This is a genomic window from Actinoplanes aureus (assembly GCF_015704865.1).
Taxonomy (GTDB): Bacteria; Actinomycetota; Actinomycetes; order Mycobacteriales; family Micromonosporaceae; genus Actinoplanes; species Actinoplanes aureus.
Genome location: NZ_JADQTO010000022.1, coordinates 37,694 through 52,114, shown reverse-complemented (window position 1 = coordinate 52,114; position 14,421 = coordinate 37,694). Strand labels below are relative to the sequence as shown.

Below are 14,421 nucleotides of genomic sequence, written 5' to 3'. Positions count from 1 at the left end.
TATTGGCGCCGCGCACGATTCCGTCATTTTGTCCACAGGTTGACGTTGGTCGCGTCCGGACGGATCCGGATGTTTTGAAATGATTATTCCTGCGTGCTTACAGTGCCTCAGTCCTCCTCGGACCGGACTCCGGATAGGAAAGAGCCGAAGAGGGGCAGGTCGTCGAGTCGGATGTCGGGGAGCACGCGCGGACCATTTTCGTTCGTGGTGTTGTAATTGATGTTGTAGCTCTTGTCGTGGCTGATGTGGTAGCTCTTGTCGCGATGGGTGGTGTAGCTCTTGTCGCGACTGGCGGTGTAGCTCTTGTCGTGGCTGGTGTGGTGGTTCTTGCTGCTGCCGGTGTTGTTATGGGTGTCGTGGCTGGTGTTGTTATGAGTGTCGTGGCTGGTGTTTTTGTGTTTGTTGTAGCTGATGTTGTCGGGTCCCTTTCCTTCTTTCTTTCCCTTTTCCTCACCGTGCTCTTTGTGGTTGCCAGCCTTAGCGGCGACGAAGGCGCCCGTTGCCGGCGCCGCGCCCGCGGGCGCCGCAACGAAGCCGAGTCCCGCGGTCACCGCGCCAGCCAGAGCGGCCAGCCTCAGGGAGTTCTTCACAGAGATCCTTCACGTTTACGGAATAGGAGAGTGTGCCGGAGATATGCATTTCCGGTGCTGTCTCACTATGCCGACCTCGAACGGCCGTATCAGGGAGATCCGCGACGACAGTCTTCATTTCCCGCGATCGAGCGAAAATGTGGGCTCACCCGAATCCTTTCGCCTGGCAGGGAAGAGATGCGGCGGCCCAGGGCCGGAACCTGCCTTGACACCTGCGGCACTTCATCCATACGTTTGCAGCAAACCTGTATGAATGAGGCGAGGGTTGGGGTGAGCCATGAGGCTCGGCAGGACCGCCGTCGTGATGGGTGGGAGCGTTGCTGGCCTCTGCGCGGCCGGTGCGCTCGCCCCGTACTTCAGTCAGGTGTTGGTGTTGGAGCGTGACGAGCTCCCTGCGGACGCCGAGCATCGCCGTGGTGTGCCGCAGAGCAAGCATCCGCATTTCCTGCTGAACTCGGGGCGGCGTGCGATCGGGCAGCTGTTTCCCGGGTTCGAGAACGACCTCGTCGCCGGGGGCGGACTGCACCTGATGCCGTCGATGGACGCCGCCTACCTGGACGGGGACGGCTGGTCGGCGCGGAAGCGCAGCGCGATGACGATGATCTACAGCTCGCGCATCCTTATCGAGCGGGTGTTGCGCGACAAGGTCCGAAGACTGGCCAACGTGAGCATCCGCGAGGGCGTCAGTGCGAACGGGCTGAGTACGCGGGACAGCACAGTCACCGGGGTCGGCCTCACCACGTCCACCGGTGAGGAACACCTCGACGCCGACTTCGTGGTGGACGCGATGGGGCGTGGCTCCTCGGTCAGCAGCTGGCTGATGTCGGCCGGCTGGCCCACGCTCGAAACCCAGACCCTTGACGCCAAGGTCACGTACACCTCGCGCTGGTACGAGCTACCCGCACAGCGACCGCCGAGTTGGTGGTGGCAGCACCTCGTCATCATGCCGACCCGGGACAAGGGTGAGCACCCGGTCGAGCACGAGTTCCTGGTGAACTTCTTCCCGATCGAGGACAACCGCGTCATCGCATGCATGGGGTCGTGGGGGCACCCCATGCCGCGTACCGACGACACGTTCGTCGAGGCTGCTTGCAGGGTGCGGGCGCCGCTGTTCGCGGCCGCGATGGATCGGTGTACCCCTACCTCGGAGGTCCATCTGACGCGGGCGACCGGCAACGTCTGGCGCCGCTACGACCGGTGGGGGAGAGCGCCCCAGGGGCTGGTGTTCGTCGGTGACTCGATTTGTGCGTTCAACCCGTTCTATGCCCAGGGCATCAGCTCCGCGTCGCTCTCCGCGTTGCTGCTGCGCGAACACCTCGCTCGCGCCGAACGACTCGACGCGACATTCTTCTCGCGGTTCCTCACGGCACAACGCAAGCTGCTCGGCGTGCCGTGGCGCCTGGCGATGGCACGGGACCAGGGGTACGCGTGCGCGGTGGGCACCGAGAAACCGGCCGAATGGCGCCGCCGCGTCCTCGCCACCGTGTCCGATCCCGCGTTCAGCTTCATCGTCGGTGCCGCCCGCGAGGACCCGGTGATCGACCTGCACTTCGCCAAGGTGTTCAACCTTGACGAGTCACTCGGCGACATGCTGGGCAACCCGGGTGTACTCGCGCGACTCGTGCGCCACGGCATCCGTTCCGCGCTGGGCCGGCGCCGCGTTCCCTTCGGGTTCGACCCGGACGCCGAGCCGCCGGCCACGGACTACTCCTCGGCCACCGCGACAGCAGCGGTGCGGTGAGCGTCGAGTGCGGGCCTGGCGCACAGGCCATCACCCGCGAGCTCGGCTTCGACTGCCACGACGTATCCCCGGTGATCTCGGTCCGCTTGCCGTGGGAGCTGGCCCACTGGACCATGCCGCTGCTCGAACTGATCGTCATCGGCGGCGCGGTCTTCGCGCTGCTGCACGCCATCCGGCGGCACCGCGCCGGCGATCCGACCAACCTGGCGCTGTGGTTCGCCTCGCTGGTCTACCTCCTCGTGACCGAGCCGCCGCTGTATTTCCCGGAATGGTTCGGTCTTGACCAGATCTACGGGTTCATCTTCGCCCACAACCGGTTCACGGTGCAGTTCATGTGGGATCGGTTGCCTCTCTACATCGTGGCGTTCTATCCGGCGTTCAGCCAGCTCGCCTACGAACTCGTCCGGTCCCTCGGGATCTTCGCTCGCCGCGGCGCGCTGATCGGATCGGTGGCCGTCGCCTTCACCTGTCAGGTCTTCTACGAGGTGTTCGACCACATCGGTCCACAGCTGAAGTGGTGGGCCTGGAACATGGACAACGAGATCGTCAACCACCCCGCCCTCGCGTCGGTGCCGATGAACAGCATGTTGTTGTTCGCCTCGGTCTCGATGGGCGCCATGACCTATCTCGTCGTGCGCCTGACCGGCAGGTGGCCGCTTGTGCCGAGCATCCTGGTGGCCGGGATACTGACGCCGCCGACCATGGCCATCGCCGGCATCCCCTCGAGCATCTTCCAAGGGAACAGCACCGCGCAGGCCTGGATCCTCGGCGTCGAGCTGTGCCTGCTCTGGCTCGTGGGCGCCTGGATCGTGGTGTCCTACCTGCGATCCACCGACCGCGCCCCGGACGTGTCGACTTTCGCGCGGTACTACCCCGCTGTCTACCTCGGTGGGATGGCGGTGATCTGGCTCAGCGCGGTGCCGGCCTACCTCGCCGCGGACAACGGCGTCACCGGCGACGGTACGCCGATCGGCAGCGGCGCCTACGCGCTCTTATGTTTCGCCGGTGCCGGTCTGCTGCTCGTCGCGCTCCGCCGGTGCACCGCCCCGGCCACCGTCTGACCTGCCGCGTTCGGGCAAGATGGGCGCATGGGGTACCACGGATGGCAGGGCAACCCGCCCGGCACCGAGAACGAGGCTCGCCGCCGGATCGTCGAGGCGGCGACGGCGTGCATCGATCGGCTCGGGCTGGCCAAGACCAGCCTCTCCGACATCGCGACCGAAGCCGGCGTGACCCGGCAGACCGTCTACCGCTACTTCCCGGGCCTGGCCGACATCCTCACCGCCGTCGCGGAAGCCGGCGCCGAGGAGTTCGCCGAGCGGATGGAACTCCACCTCGCCTCGTTCGAAACCCCGGAAGAAGCAGCCGTGGAGTCCGTCGTGTGGGCCGTCCGGACAATCCCCCAGGAGCCCTACATGAGCCTGCTTCTGCGGGCCGGCGAGACCGACTCCTTCACCGCCGGAGTCACCTCACCACTTTCGTTCGCCCTCGGCGCGCGGATCCTCGGCAACCTGCCCGTCAACTGGCCGGCGGTCGGCGTCACCACTGACGCCGACCTGAGGAGCCTCGCCGAGATCCTGATGCGACTGTTCATCTCGTTCCTGCGGTACCCCTCAACACCTCCGCTCACCGACGACCAGATGCGTGCCCTCGTCCGGCGCTGGATCGGACCAGCCCTCCGCGGGTGACCAGTCGCACCGTGCACTGCGGCCGGCATGCCTGCCGTGTAGGCGGCGGGGCCGCCCGGTCAGCGACGTGAATCGGCGAGTTTGCCGAAGAAGGCGCGGATGTCGGCCGCGTGGGTCTGCGGCACCTCCATCGCCACGAAATGGTTACCGGGGTTGCCTTCCGGCCAGTGCACGATGGTGTTGTCCCGCTCGGCCAGTCGCCGCATCAGGGGCGAGCCGCCCCCGTACACGCCGGACGGCACCCGCTTCTGCCCCTTCGGCCAGACGAAACTGCCATCGCCGGCCACGGTCATGCGCTCGTACATCGGCCAGGACGAGGTGCCTGCCGTGTCGGTGAACCAGTAGAGGCTCGCGTTGGTGAGGATCAGGTCCCGGTCGATCGCCTGCTCAGGAGTCGAGACCGTGAAGGCGAACTCCTTGAACTTCTGGATCATCCAGGCCAGCAGCCCGGCCGGGGAGTCGTTCCAGGCGTACGCGAAAGGTTGTGGCGCGGCGCGCAGCAACGCGTGATGGTCCACGCCGCCGCTCATCCACTGCTGCATCTGCTCCCACTCGGCGCGTTCCGCCGCGGTCATACCCGGCACGTCGGCCTCGGTCGGGAAGCCGAAGCCGCCGTCGATGTGTACGCCGACGACGTGCTCCGGATCCGCCGCGGCCACCTCCGGAGCGATGTACGCACCCAGGTCCCCGCCCTGAGTGCCGTACCGGTCGTAGCCGAGGCCGCGCATCAGCTCGGCCCACATCCGGGCCACCCGGTTGATCGTGAAGCCGGTCTCCGGCGGCGCCTGGGAGAAGCCGAATCCCGGTACCGAGGGGACCACCACGTGGAATGCCTGCGCCGAGGCGGCGCCGTGCTTGGCGGGCTCGGTCAGCGGCCCGATCACCTCGGTGAACTCCACGAACGAGTTCGGCCACCCGTGCGTCAGAATCAGCGGCAGTGCGTCTGGCTCCGGCGATCGGACGTGCAGGAAGTGCACGTCCAAGCCGTCGATCTCGGTGTGGAACTGGGGAAACTCGTTCAACCGGGCCTCGTGAGCGCGCCAGTCGTACCCGTTCGCCCAGTAGTCGGCCAGCTCTCGCAGGTAGTCCAGCGGCACGCCGCGGCTCCAGCCGTCACCGGGCAGTTGCCGCGTCCACCTGGTCCGGGCGAGCCGCTCCCGCAGGTCGTCGAGGTCAGCTTGCGGGATGTCGATCCGAAATGGCGTCATGCGAAGCACGCTAACGGCCATGTAGGTCAGCATCTGTCACACATGACTGGCATCTTTGGTCCATGTCCTCTGACACCCCCGGCCGCCTGCTGACCCTGCTGTCCTTGTTGCAAACCCCGCGCGAATGGCCCGGCAGCGAACTGGCCGCCCGGCTGGGCATCAGCCTGCGTACGGTCCGCCGCGACGTAGAACGGCTGCGCGAGCTGGGCTACCCGGTCCAGGCCACGATGGGTGCCGTCGGCGGCTACCGGCTGGTCGCCGGCAAGGCCCTGCCGCCGTTGCTGCTGGACGACGAGGAGGCCGTGGCGATCACGGTGGGCCTGCGCACGGCGGCCCGGCACGCCGTGGCCGGCATCGACGAGGCATCGGTACGCGCGCTGACCAAGCTGGAGCAGGTCCTCCCCGCACGGCTGCGGCGCCAGGTCGGGGCACTCGGCGCCGCTACCGAGCCACTGCTGACCTGGGAGCGGCCCACCGTCGACCCAGAGCGGCTGACCGCGCTCGCCGCGGCCATCGCCAACCGGGAGCAGCTGCGGTTCACGTACCGCAAGCACGAAGGCGTGGAGAGCGAGCGGCGGGTGGAACCGCACCGGCTGGTGTCCGCCGGGCGGCGCTGGTATCTGGTCGGCTACGACACCGACCGCGACGACTGGCGGATCTTCCGGGTCGACCGCATCAGTGAGCAGCAGAGGATCGGGATGAGTAGCGCACGGCGAGAGCTGCCGGCGGCGGACGCGGCCGCGTACGTGACCGGCAAGCTACTTGAACGGACTCCGGTCTACCGGACGGTGGCCACCCTGCACGCGCCGGTCGAGCAGCTGGCCGGGCGGGTCGGCGACTCCCCGGGCGACCTGCAGCCGATCGACGCACGCAGTTGCCGGCTCAGCAGCCACACCGACACCCTGGAGTGGACTGCCTGGCGACTGCTCTCACTCGGCTGCGAGTTCGAGGTACACGAGCCGCCGGAACTGGTGGCGCACCTGCGGGAGATAGCCGGGCGGGCAGAACGGGCCGCGACCCCACCGGCAACAACATGAAGGCGGCACCTGGGATGGACGGGCCCTGGCTGCTGCGGCACGATCAGAACACCCGGTCGAACCTTCCGGGTTGACCGATCCGGTGGGCCGGAGGGACGCGATGCCGGTGTTGCGGCCGTGGCTGGACGCCCGAGACCCGTGGCGGTTCGTCGACAATGATCCGGAGTCGGACCCGACGGTGTTCGTCCCCTACCTGGCGCACCTCGAGACGCCGGGCGGGCAGATCCACGAGCCGACCAGATGGGCCATCGTCGGCGCCCGCACGGTGTTCATCCAGTCGATCCGGGTGACATCGGGCGTCACCCCCATCGGGCAACCACCGGGCGGCTTCCCGGGCGGCGACGTTCCGCTGGCCGGCGTCGAATCGGGCCGGGTCGACATCCGGCCGGTTCCCGCCGACTGGCACCAGCTACGAGCCAGGTATCCGTGGGCCTACGAGGAGTGGTGCGCGCACGAGGCACGCGAGATGTACCAGTGGGCGGAGGACGGAATGTCCGTCGAGGACATCGCCGCACGTCTGGCCCGGCCGCCCGAGCACATCACGGCGAAGCTGGCCAGGGTGCGGGCCCTGGTCGACGCCGCCGGGTGGGCCCCGCCCCGGGTCGAGTACACGCCCTACGACCGCTACGCCCCCAGCCAGTTCACCGAGCCTGTCGACCCGGGCATCGAGCAGGCCGACCCACCGCCGCGGTTGTGGTATGACGAGGACCCGGAAGTCGATCCGACCGCCCACCTCCGGTTCGTCCTGCACCTCCGGCGACGCGGCGAACAGACCGAGACGGCCGAGCCCGCGTACGAGGTCCAGCTGCGCAAGGACGCCATCTGGTATCACCGCGTGCGGGACGGCCGCCACCCACGGCCAAGGCTCACCGAGGTTGCCGCCGGTTGGGTCGAGATCCGGCCCGTCCCGGCCGACCAGGAGCGGCTACGCGCTACCTACCCGGCGGCCTACGGGCCCTGGAGAGCGGACCAGGCGTTGCTGGTCCTGAGGGCAGGCCGGGGCCGCGGCGGCCTGACCGACAATCTGCGGATCGCGGAGCTGGGCCGGCCGCCCGACCACGTGGCAGCCAAGTACGCACGGCTGGAGGAACTGGCCAGGGCCGCGCGCACGCCCGGCCCACGGGCCGAGCCCGCGCCGCACCATCGCTACCCTAATCGCATCGAGGGTCAGTACATCGTGAGCGTTCTGGACGTCGCGATACCTCGAGAGGTGGCGGCACGGGCCGGCGCGACGGACGTCGTGCTGCTGAACGGTTGCTTCGGCTGCACGCTGACGGACGAGCAGGTGGAAGCGTTACGCGCCGACCCCGACGTCGACTACATCAGCGACGACGCCGTCATTGACCTGCGCTGACCGAGAGAATCGCCGCTCAGCCGACGTAGATCGGATCGATGGGGCAGAGTCGGCGCCGCCCAGCTCGGCGACGGTCTTACCGGTCGCCTGCCGGACCACCTGGGCGCGCAGGGCGCGGCCGTCGCCGGTCTACGACCTGAAATAACCAGGCTCGCCGCCACGTCCGACGGGCGGCGACCGACACCGGTCGCCGCCCGCCACGTCACCGGACGGTCAGCACGACCCGTTGACCACCGGCGAGGAGCCGGAGAGGAACAGCGGCGAGCCGATGTAGCCGGCCTTGACGAAGGCGGCCGAACCGAAGCCCTGGTAGTTGTTCTTCGTCGCCAGGCAGAGCACGCTGGCACTGGCCGTGGCGCTGGTGGCGTTGAGCTGCCGGTCGGTGCCGACGGCCTCGGACACGCCGTTGCGGGCCATGATGGCGACGACGTCGATGCTGTCCACCGGCGCGTCGCAGAAGGCGTTCACGGTCGTCACCGGCGGGTTGCCCGGAACGTCCTGCACCACCGGCGTGCTGATCGTGCCACCACAGGTGATCACGGCGAGAGCACGGCTCGCCGCCCCGGTGCGGTCCTTCTTGGTGAGCGTGGTCGAGAACTTCGTGACGTGAGATCCGGACGCGGCGGCCTTAGGGGTCAGCGGCGTGGACGGCGCCGGCGCGGCGGCGGCCGGAGCCGCGCCGCTGAGCAGGCCGATCAGCAGCATGGCCAGCAACGCCACCGGAAGGGCAAGCGGACGGATTCGTGCGGACATGTGTTCCTCCAAGCCTCGGACGGGATGGTTGCCCGACCAGGCTCACGGTCATCGATGGATCCGGAGTGGACAGTCACTGGACGCGGCGCCGACGACGGCGCGCCGGCCGGTGTCGGACATCTGACCGATCCGCCACGGGTGGGCGCTGCGAACCCACAGCGACGGGTTCCGTGCGGTAACGACGCTGGGGGGAGGTGCTGGGGATGCTCGCCGTGCAACTCCTCGGCCGGATCCGGGTGTGGCACGACGGCACGGAGATCGACCTCGGTCCACCCGGTCGGCGAACGCTGTTCGGGCTGCTGGCCCTCGCCGCCGGGCACCCGGTGACCCGGCAGGACCTCGTCGACGCGCTCTGGCCGCACGCCGCGCCCCGGACCGCCACGAACGTGCTGCAGACGTACGTCAAGCATCTGCGACGGGCTGTGGAGCCACACCGGCCGGCGCGCTCGCGCAGCGCGGTCCTGCCGGCGGTCGGCGACGGCTACGCGCTGCACGTCGACGGCGGCGCCGTCGACGTGCTCCGGTTCCGCGAGCTGGCGGGAACCGCGCGGAGCCGCGAGCGCGCCGGCGACGTGCGCGGGGCCGTGGCGGCGTACGGTGCGGCGCTGGCGCTCTGGCACGGTCCGCCGCTGGTCGACGTCCCGGCCCTGGTCGACCACCCGCAGGTGACGGTGTTGGTGGTACAACACCGGCAGGCCCTCGCCCGGTACGGCGACCTGATGATCGCCTCGAACCGGTCGGCGGAGGCGCTGGCGGTGCTGGCCGGCGACGCCGTACGCCACCCACTCGACGAGTCGGCCCAGGCCCGGCTGCTACGCGCCTGCCATGCCGCCGGTCAGCGGGACCGGGCGTTCGCGGTGTACGAGTCGACCCGCCGGTCACTGGCGGAGGAACTGGGCGTGGGGCCCGGCCAGCATCTCGTCGCCGCGTACCGGGACCTGCTGCGCGACGACGCCGTCCACGCCGCCCGGACGGCGGGGACGGATCCGGCCGCGCCGGGTTGACCGTCCGGTCCGGCGGCCCACGCCGGGCGACGCACGGCGGTCCCGGCTCGGGCTCTCGACCCGAGCATTCGCCACCGGAAGCAGACGATGGCGCCCCGCCGTGTCTGCTCGCTCACCAGTTCTCCCAGTGCCTGGATGCGCCGCCGATGGCGCCAAGCCGCCAGGCCGACTCCGGGCTCGATGCGGGAGCTGGCCCTTGCCGCGGCCTGTGACGCTGGTTGCGGCCGCCGCGGTGGACGCCACCGCGACCGCCGGCCCCATGCCGATCTGCGGCGCTGCTCCTCGTTGACGGCGAGCCGTTGATCGAACCCGGCGTACAGGTTTCTCGGTCAAGACACGCTGACGCCAGAATCACTCGCTACCGCGCCACGCTCGACCCCGGCGGCGATCCTGCGCTGATCGCCGAGTGGATCAGCGAGACCACCGCGATCAAGAAAGCTGCTCAGACGCGGCTCGGTCTGACCGAGGCGCCCCCCCGCAGAGGATGACCGCCGAGCAACTCGACGCCATCGCCGAAGCGTTCAGCGACCTGCTCGCGCTGGACAGTGGAGTGAACTGCTCCCGCGAGGACATCAGCGCCTGCCTCGCGGAGCTGATGGACGGGCGGACGCACGTGGAACCACGGCACCAGATGAAAATTCTTCTTAGCGCTCATTCGTTGACATCGTAAAAGTTTTTGCCTTTTCATTGACGAAGGTCGACGGCGTGGTGGTGTGTGATCGCTGCGGCGCCCGTGCGGCTCAGCTCATCCCCCGTCAAGGAGCTATCTCGTGACCAGATCTCCCGTCCGCCGCATCCTGGTGACGGCCGCGGCTGTGGCCGTGACCGCAGCAGTGACAGCCGTCGGATTCACCACCGCCCACTCGGCGAGCGCCGCGGTGGCCTGCGGCGTCGTCTTCGACGACTTCAACTACGGCTCCAGCTCCGACCCGGCGCTCGGCCAGCGCGGCTGGCACGTGCGCACCAATCCGGGCGGTCCTGGTGTGCCGGGAGCGAGCTGGTCCGCCGGCAACGTCTCGTTCCCCACCGTGGACGGTCAGAAGGTGGCCCGTCTGCAGGCCTCCACCAACGGCACCGCGGGCGGCACCAGCCACGCCGAGTTCTCGCTGTCCGATCGGCGGTTCTTCGAGGGCACCTACCTGGCCCGGATCAAGTTCTCCGACACCCCCGCCTCCGGCCCGGACGGCGACATCGTGAACCAGACCTTCTACACGATCAGCCCGCTGCGGTACGCGTTCGACCCGATCTACAGCGAGCTCGACTTCTCCGAGTACCTGCCCAACGGCGGGTGGGGCGAGAGCGGCCCGACGAACTTCCAGACGACCTGGTACACCTACCAGCCCGACCCGTGGGTGCAGGACCGCCAGTACAGCAAGCAGAACGCCAGCATCGCCGGGTGGCGCGACGTCATGGCCACGGTGGCGAACGGCGAGATCAAGTACTACATCGACGGCCGGCTCGTCGGCACACACGGCGGCAAGTACTACCCCCGGCAGAACATGTCGATCGACTTCAACCAGTGGTTCATCGACCTGACCGGCCACTCCGGCGGCACCAGTGTCTGGCACGAGCACATCGACTACGTGTTCCACGCCAAGAAGCAGGTGCTCACGCCGGCTCAGGCGACCGCGCAGGCGAACGCTTACCGGGCGAGCGGCACCACGCACACCGACAACGTCACCGGCGACAACAACTGCACGCCCGGTTCGACGGGCAACCCGCAGCCCACCGGCACTCGGATCGCCAGCAATTGGAACAACAAGTGCATCGACGTGTCCAACGGCAACTTCAACCCGGGCCAGCGACTGCAGGTCTGGGACTGCGCCGACACGGTCAACCAGAGGTTCGAGTTCACCGGTGGCACATTGCGCGCGCAGAACAACACCTGCATGGATGTCGCCGGGGCCGGCACCGCCGACGGCACACCCATCCAACTGGCCACCTGCAACGGCAACGCGGCTCAGCAGTTCGTCCTCAACACGGCCGGCGACCTGGTGAACCCGATGTCCAACAAGTGCGTGGACATCGCGGCCTGGAACCCGAACAACGCCGCACCCCTGCACCTGTGGACCTGTGTGGGTGGCGCCAACCAGAAGTGGCGCCGCATCTGACGCGGCCCACAACAGCGACAGATCTACTACAGAGGGCTGGTGGTGTCCCGAACGGTGCGGTTGCCTATAGGTCAAAGTGGCGACCTATAGGTAGATCTTGCACCTATGCGGTTGACACCACGATGGACGAGGAGGTCGTTGTGGCGCTCCAACAGGTCTTGCTTGATGGGAAACCCATGACCGCCGGTCAGGAACGGCGGCTACTGCCAGGACTCGACGTCGCGGCCTACGACCGCCTGCATTTTCATATCTCGGCCGGCAACCGTGGTATCGAAAAGATGCACACGAGAATACTTTTTGGTACGCCATTGCAGGGCGTGACGCTTCTCGCGGACAGCACCGTGTGGTTCGAGGACTCCGTCTCAGAGCGGGAGTTCTCCTTCGAAACTCCGGCTAGTTACGGCGGCACGGGATTCGTGATGAGTGTGCCAGTCGTCGCGCCGTTGCTTTACGACGTCATCCTGCGCAACACGGGGGCCAGTGACAAGCCAAACATCTACGTCACGGTACTTGCCCAGGAGATCTGATCGCGACAGCAACGCGCGGACGTCGATGTTGGTCGCGGAATCGGTGTAGCGCCGGCCGGGGTACGGGTCAGATCGCTTGGGCGAGTTCGGTCAACGGCCTGCACGCATCGCTGCCTGAACGGGGAACCGTCAGGCGAAGCCGCGCAAGCGCATCAAGGCCTCGGTGTCGACGTCACGGCCGCGGAATTCGCGGAAGGCCTCGTCCGGCGCTACGGCATTGCCGACCGAAAGGATGTCGTCGAGGAACGCCTTGGCGGTGGCAGGATCCCAGACACCTCTCTCCTCGAACAGCTCCCATGCATCGGCCGTCAGCGCATCGGCCCAGAGATAGACGTAGTAACCGGCCGAATATCCATCACTCGAGAAGGTGTGCCCGAACTGGGTCGGGCGGTGGCGCATGACGATCTCCCTCGGCAGGCCGATCTCGGCCATGCAGCTCTTCTCGAAGGCGTCGGGATCGATCGTGCCGCCCGGCGTCGCGGCCAGGTGGATCTTCATGTCGTAGATCGCCGAGGCGAGATACTCGACCGTTTTGAAGCCCTGGTTGAATTTCAGCGATTTCTGGATTTTGGCGAGCAGATCGGCGGGGATGGGCTTACCGGTATCGACGTGCAGGGCGAACTGGTTGAGCAGCTCCGGCGTCGGGAACCAGTGCTCGTTGATCTGGCTGGGAAACTCGACGAAGTCGCGCTTGACCGACGTGCCGGCGACGCTCGGATAGGTGACGTTCGAGTTGAGGCCGTGCAGGGCGTGGCCGAACTCGTGGAACATGGTGGTCGCATCGTCCCACGAGATGAGGACGGGGCCGGCGCCCGACTTCACGAAGTTCGCATTGTTGGAGACGATCGGGGTGACGTCGCCCTTGAAGCGCTCCTGGGTGCGGTACTCGTTCATCCACGCGCCGGAGTTCTTGCCGGCGCGGGCGTACGGGTCGAAGTACCAGAGGCCCACCCGTTTGCCGTCGCGCGTCACCTCATAGACCGACACGTCCTCGTGGTAGACGGGCAGACCTTCCAGCTCGGCGAATCGCAGGCCATAGAGCTTGCCGGCGACCCAGAACATACCGTCGCGGACCTTGTCGAGCTGGAGGTAGGGCTTCACCTCGTTCTGGTCGAGATCGTACGTCGACTTACGCACCTTCTCCGAATAGAACCGGTGGTCCCAGGCCTCGATCTTGATGCCGGCGTCCTCCTTGTCGGCGATCATTTGCATGTCGGCGATCTCTTCCTTGGCGCGCCGCACAGCCGGGTCCCACAGCTTCATCATCAGGTCGATGGCGGCGTGCGGTGTCTTCGCCATATTGTTCTCGACGGCCCAGTCGGCGTGCGACTTGAAGCCGAGCAGCAGCGCCCGCTCGGCGCGCAGCTGGAGAATCTCGCTGATCACGGCCTTGTTGTCGGTGGCGGTGCCGTTGTCGCCGCGCATGATCCACATGCGCCAGGCCTTCTCCCGCAGGGCGCGCTTGGTGGAGTAGGTCAGGAACGGCTCCATCGAGGAGCGAGTGTTGGTGAAGACCCACGCACCCTTCATCCCACGCGCCGCTGCGGCCGCCGCGGCGGCCTCGCGCAGCGACTCAGGAAGGCCATCGAGATCTGCCTCGGTCTCGATGGAGAGCGTGTAGCTCTCCTCGTCGGCAAGCACGTTCTGGCTGAACTTGGTGTAGAGCGAGGCGAGCTTCTGATTGAGGTCCTTCAGCCTGGCCTGGTCGGCGTCGTTGAGCGCCGCGCCTTGACGGGTGAAGTTCTGGTAGTAGTTCTCGACGAGGCGGTTCTGCTCCGGCGACAGGCTGGCGGTGGCCCGGTCGTCATAGACCGCTTTGATGCGGGCGAAGAGCCGGGCGTTCTGAACGATGTCGTCGCCGAAGGCCGAGAGGATGGGCGACATCTCGGTTTGCAGATCCTGCATCGCCTTGTCGTTCATCGTCGAGGTGAAAATGTAGAAGAAACGTCCGGCGCGGTCGAGGGCGCGGCCACTGTCTTCCAGCGCGGCGATGGTGTTGGCGAAAGTCGGCGTCTCGGCGTTGCCGACGATTTCGGCGATCTCAGCCTTATTAAGCTCCATACCCTTGTCGAGGGCTGCCTTGATCGAAGTTGGGTTCGCCTTGTCGAAGGCTGGGTAACCGCCATGCTCTCCGGTCCACGCCTCAATGAGCTCATCCTCCGGGCCGCTTCCGGCCGCGAGCGCGAAGCCGGGGAAGTCGAGCGAGCCGAGTACGGCCGCGGTGGCGGCGGCCTGAAGGAAGACACGGCGATGCATGGGAGGTCCTCCGGCATAGGTTCGGACACGGCCTCATGCCGCTCTAAGCCGTTATGCCACATCTGCCGTCCGAGAATGAGCTGTTTCGTGTAACCCATCAGAGGGCGCCTGAGGAAGGCGAGGATGTCGGCCGATCGCGATTCGGCTCGAAG

13 protein-coding genes are annotated in these 14,421 nt (G+C 67.4%); 9 read left to right on the top strand and 4 right to left on the bottom strand.

Annotation, left to right across the window (positions count from 1 at the left end; all coding sequences use genetic code 11):
• Positions 1-107: 107 nt before the first annotated feature.
• On the bottom strand, positions 108-590 hold the full coding sequence (locus I4J89_RS35030; RefSeq protein ID WP_196418447.1) for a hypothetical protein: 483 nt from the start codon (positions 588-590) through the stop codon (positions 108-110).
• Between the two features lie 277 nt (positions 591-867).
• Between I4J89_RS35030 and I4J89_RS35025 the strand changes: the two genes are divergently transcribed.
• Genes I4J89_RS35025 through I4J89_RS35015 form a run of 3 tightly spaced genes read left to right on the top strand, consistent with a single transcriptional unit; the run spans position 868 to position 4,019 of the window.
• Complete coding sequence (locus tag I4J89_RS35025) at positions 868-2,331, top strand: NAD(P)/FAD-dependent oxidoreductase (protein ID WP_196418446.1); 1,464 nt, start codon at positions 868-870, stop codon at positions 2,329-2,331.
• Positions 2,328-3,392 carry a hypothetical protein gene (locus I4J89_RS35020; RefSeq protein ID WP_196418445.1) on the top strand — a complete coding sequence of 355 codons (1,065 nt, stop codon included), beginning with the start codon at positions 2,328-2,330 and terminating at the stop codon, positions 3,390-3,392. The genes I4J89_RS35025 and I4J89_RS35020 overlap by 4 nt, the downstream gene beginning before the upstream one ends.
• 27 nt (positions 3,393-3,419) lie before the next feature.
• The gene (locus tag I4J89_RS35015) at positions 3,420-4,019 is read left to right on the top strand and encodes a TetR/AcrR family transcriptional regulator (RefSeq protein WP_196418444.1); all 600 of its coding nucleotides are present in this window, start codon (positions 3,420-3,422) and stop codon (positions 4,017-4,019) included.
• A gap of 59 nt (positions 4,020-4,078) precedes the next feature.
• Here I4J89_RS35015 and I4J89_RS35010 read toward each other — a convergent pair whose 3' ends face one another.
• Positions 4,079-5,227 (bottom strand): epoxide hydrolase family protein, encoded by a 1,149-nt coding sequence (locus tag I4J89_RS35010; RefSeq protein ID WP_196418443.1) that lies wholly within the window; start codon positions 5,225-5,227, stop codon positions 4,079-4,081.
• Positions 5,228-5,289: 62 nt separating this feature from the next.
• On the opposite strand from I4J89_RS35010, the gene I4J89_RS35005 reads away from it, so the two are divergent.
• Positions 5,290-6,264 (top strand): helix-turn-helix transcriptional regulator, encoded by a 975-nt coding sequence (locus I4J89_RS35005; protein WP_196418442.1) that lies wholly within the window; start codon positions 5,290-5,292, stop codon positions 6,262-6,264.
• Positions 6,265-6,334: 70 nt separating this feature from the next.
• Complete coding sequence (locus tag I4J89_RS35000; RefSeq protein ID WP_196418441.1) at positions 6,335-7,618, top strand: hypothetical protein; 1,284 nt, start codon at positions 6,335-6,337, stop codon at positions 7,616-7,618.
• Between the two features lie 213 nt (positions 7,619-7,831).
• On the opposite strand, the gene I4J89_RS34995 is transcribed toward I4J89_RS35000, so the two are convergent.
• A complete protein-coding gene (locus I4J89_RS34995) occupies positions 7,832-8,371 on the bottom strand; it encodes a hypothetical protein (RefSeq protein WP_196418440.1) in 540 nt (179 codons plus the stop codon).
• A gap of 203 nt (positions 8,372-8,574) precedes the next feature.
• Here I4J89_RS34995 and I4J89_RS34990 point away from each other — a divergent pair, with 203 nt between their 5' ends.
• The 4 genes from I4J89_RS34990 (at position 8,575) to I4J89_RS34975 (ending at position 12,013) form a co-directional block, all read left to right on the top strand.
• Positions 8,575-9,375 (top strand): AfsR/SARP family transcriptional regulator, encoded by an 801-nt coding sequence (locus tag I4J89_RS34990; RefSeq protein ID WP_196418439.1) that lies wholly within the window; start codon positions 8,575-8,577, stop codon positions 9,373-9,375.
• 484 nt (positions 9,376-9,859) lie between these two features.
• Entirely contained in the window at positions 9,860-10,045 is a 186-nt protein-coding gene (locus I4J89_RS34985) for a hypothetical protein (protein ID WP_196418438.1), read from the top strand.
• A 100-nt stretch (positions 10,046-10,145) separates the two neighbouring features.
• Positions 10,146-11,486, top strand: coding sequence for a ricin-type beta-trefoil lectin domain protein (locus tag I4J89_RS34980; protein WP_196418437.1), 1,341 nt, complete (start codon positions 10,146-10,148; stop codon positions 11,484-11,486).
• A 122-nt stretch (positions 11,487-11,608) separates the two neighbouring features.
• Complete coding sequence (locus I4J89_RS34975) at positions 11,609-12,013, top strand: hypothetical protein (protein ID WP_196418436.1); 405 nt, start codon at positions 11,609-11,611, stop codon at positions 12,011-12,013.
• A gap of 129 nt (positions 12,014-12,142) precedes the next feature.
• On the opposite strand, the gene I4J89_RS34970 is transcribed toward I4J89_RS34975, so the two are convergent.
• On the bottom strand, positions 12,143-14,269 hold the full coding sequence (locus I4J89_RS34970; protein ID WP_196418435.1) for a M3 family metallopeptidase: 2,127 nt from the start codon (positions 14,267-14,269) through the stop codon (positions 12,143-12,145).
• Between the last annotated feature and the right edge of the window lie 152 nt (positions 14,270-14,421).

Excerpts from the sequence above, each read along its gene's own strand:
- I4J89_RS35025 (WP_196418446.1), top strand. The coding sequence starts at position 868 with ATGAGGCTCGGCAGGACCGCCGTCGTGATGGGTGGGAGCGTTGCTGGC.
- I4J89_RS35015 (WP_196418444.1), top strand. The coding sequence starts at position 3,420 with ATGGGGTACCACGGATGGCAGGGCAACCCGCCCGGCACCGAGAACGAG.
- I4J89_RS35010 (WP_196418443.1), bottom strand. The coding sequence starts at position 5,227 with ATGACGCCATTTCGGATCGACATCCCGCAAGCTGACCTCGACGACCTG.
- I4J89_RS35005 (WP_196418442.1), top strand. The coding sequence starts at position 5,290 with ATGTCCTCTGACACCCCCGGCCGCCTGCTGACCCTGCTGTCCTTGTTG.
- I4J89_RS34995 (WP_196418440.1), bottom strand. The coding sequence starts at position 8,371 with ATGTCCGCACGAATCCGTCCGCTTGCCCTTCCGGTGGCGTTGCTGGCC.
- I4J89_RS34990 (WP_196418439.1), top strand. The coding sequence starts at position 8,575 with ATGCTCGCCGTGCAACTCCTCGGCCGGATCCGGGTGTGGCACGACGGC.
- I4J89_RS34985 (WP_196418438.1), top strand. The coding sequence starts at position 9,860 with ATGACCGCCGAGCAACTCGACGCCATCGCCGAAGCGTTCAGCGACCTG.
- I4J89_RS34975 (WP_196418436.1), top strand. The coding sequence starts at position 11,609 with ATGGACGAGGAGGTCGTTGTGGCGCTCCAACAGGTCTTGCTTGATGGG.
- I4J89_RS34970 (WP_196418435.1), bottom strand. The coding sequence starts at position 14,269 with ATGCATCGCCGTGTCTTCCTTCAGGCCGCCGCCACCGCGGCCGTACTC.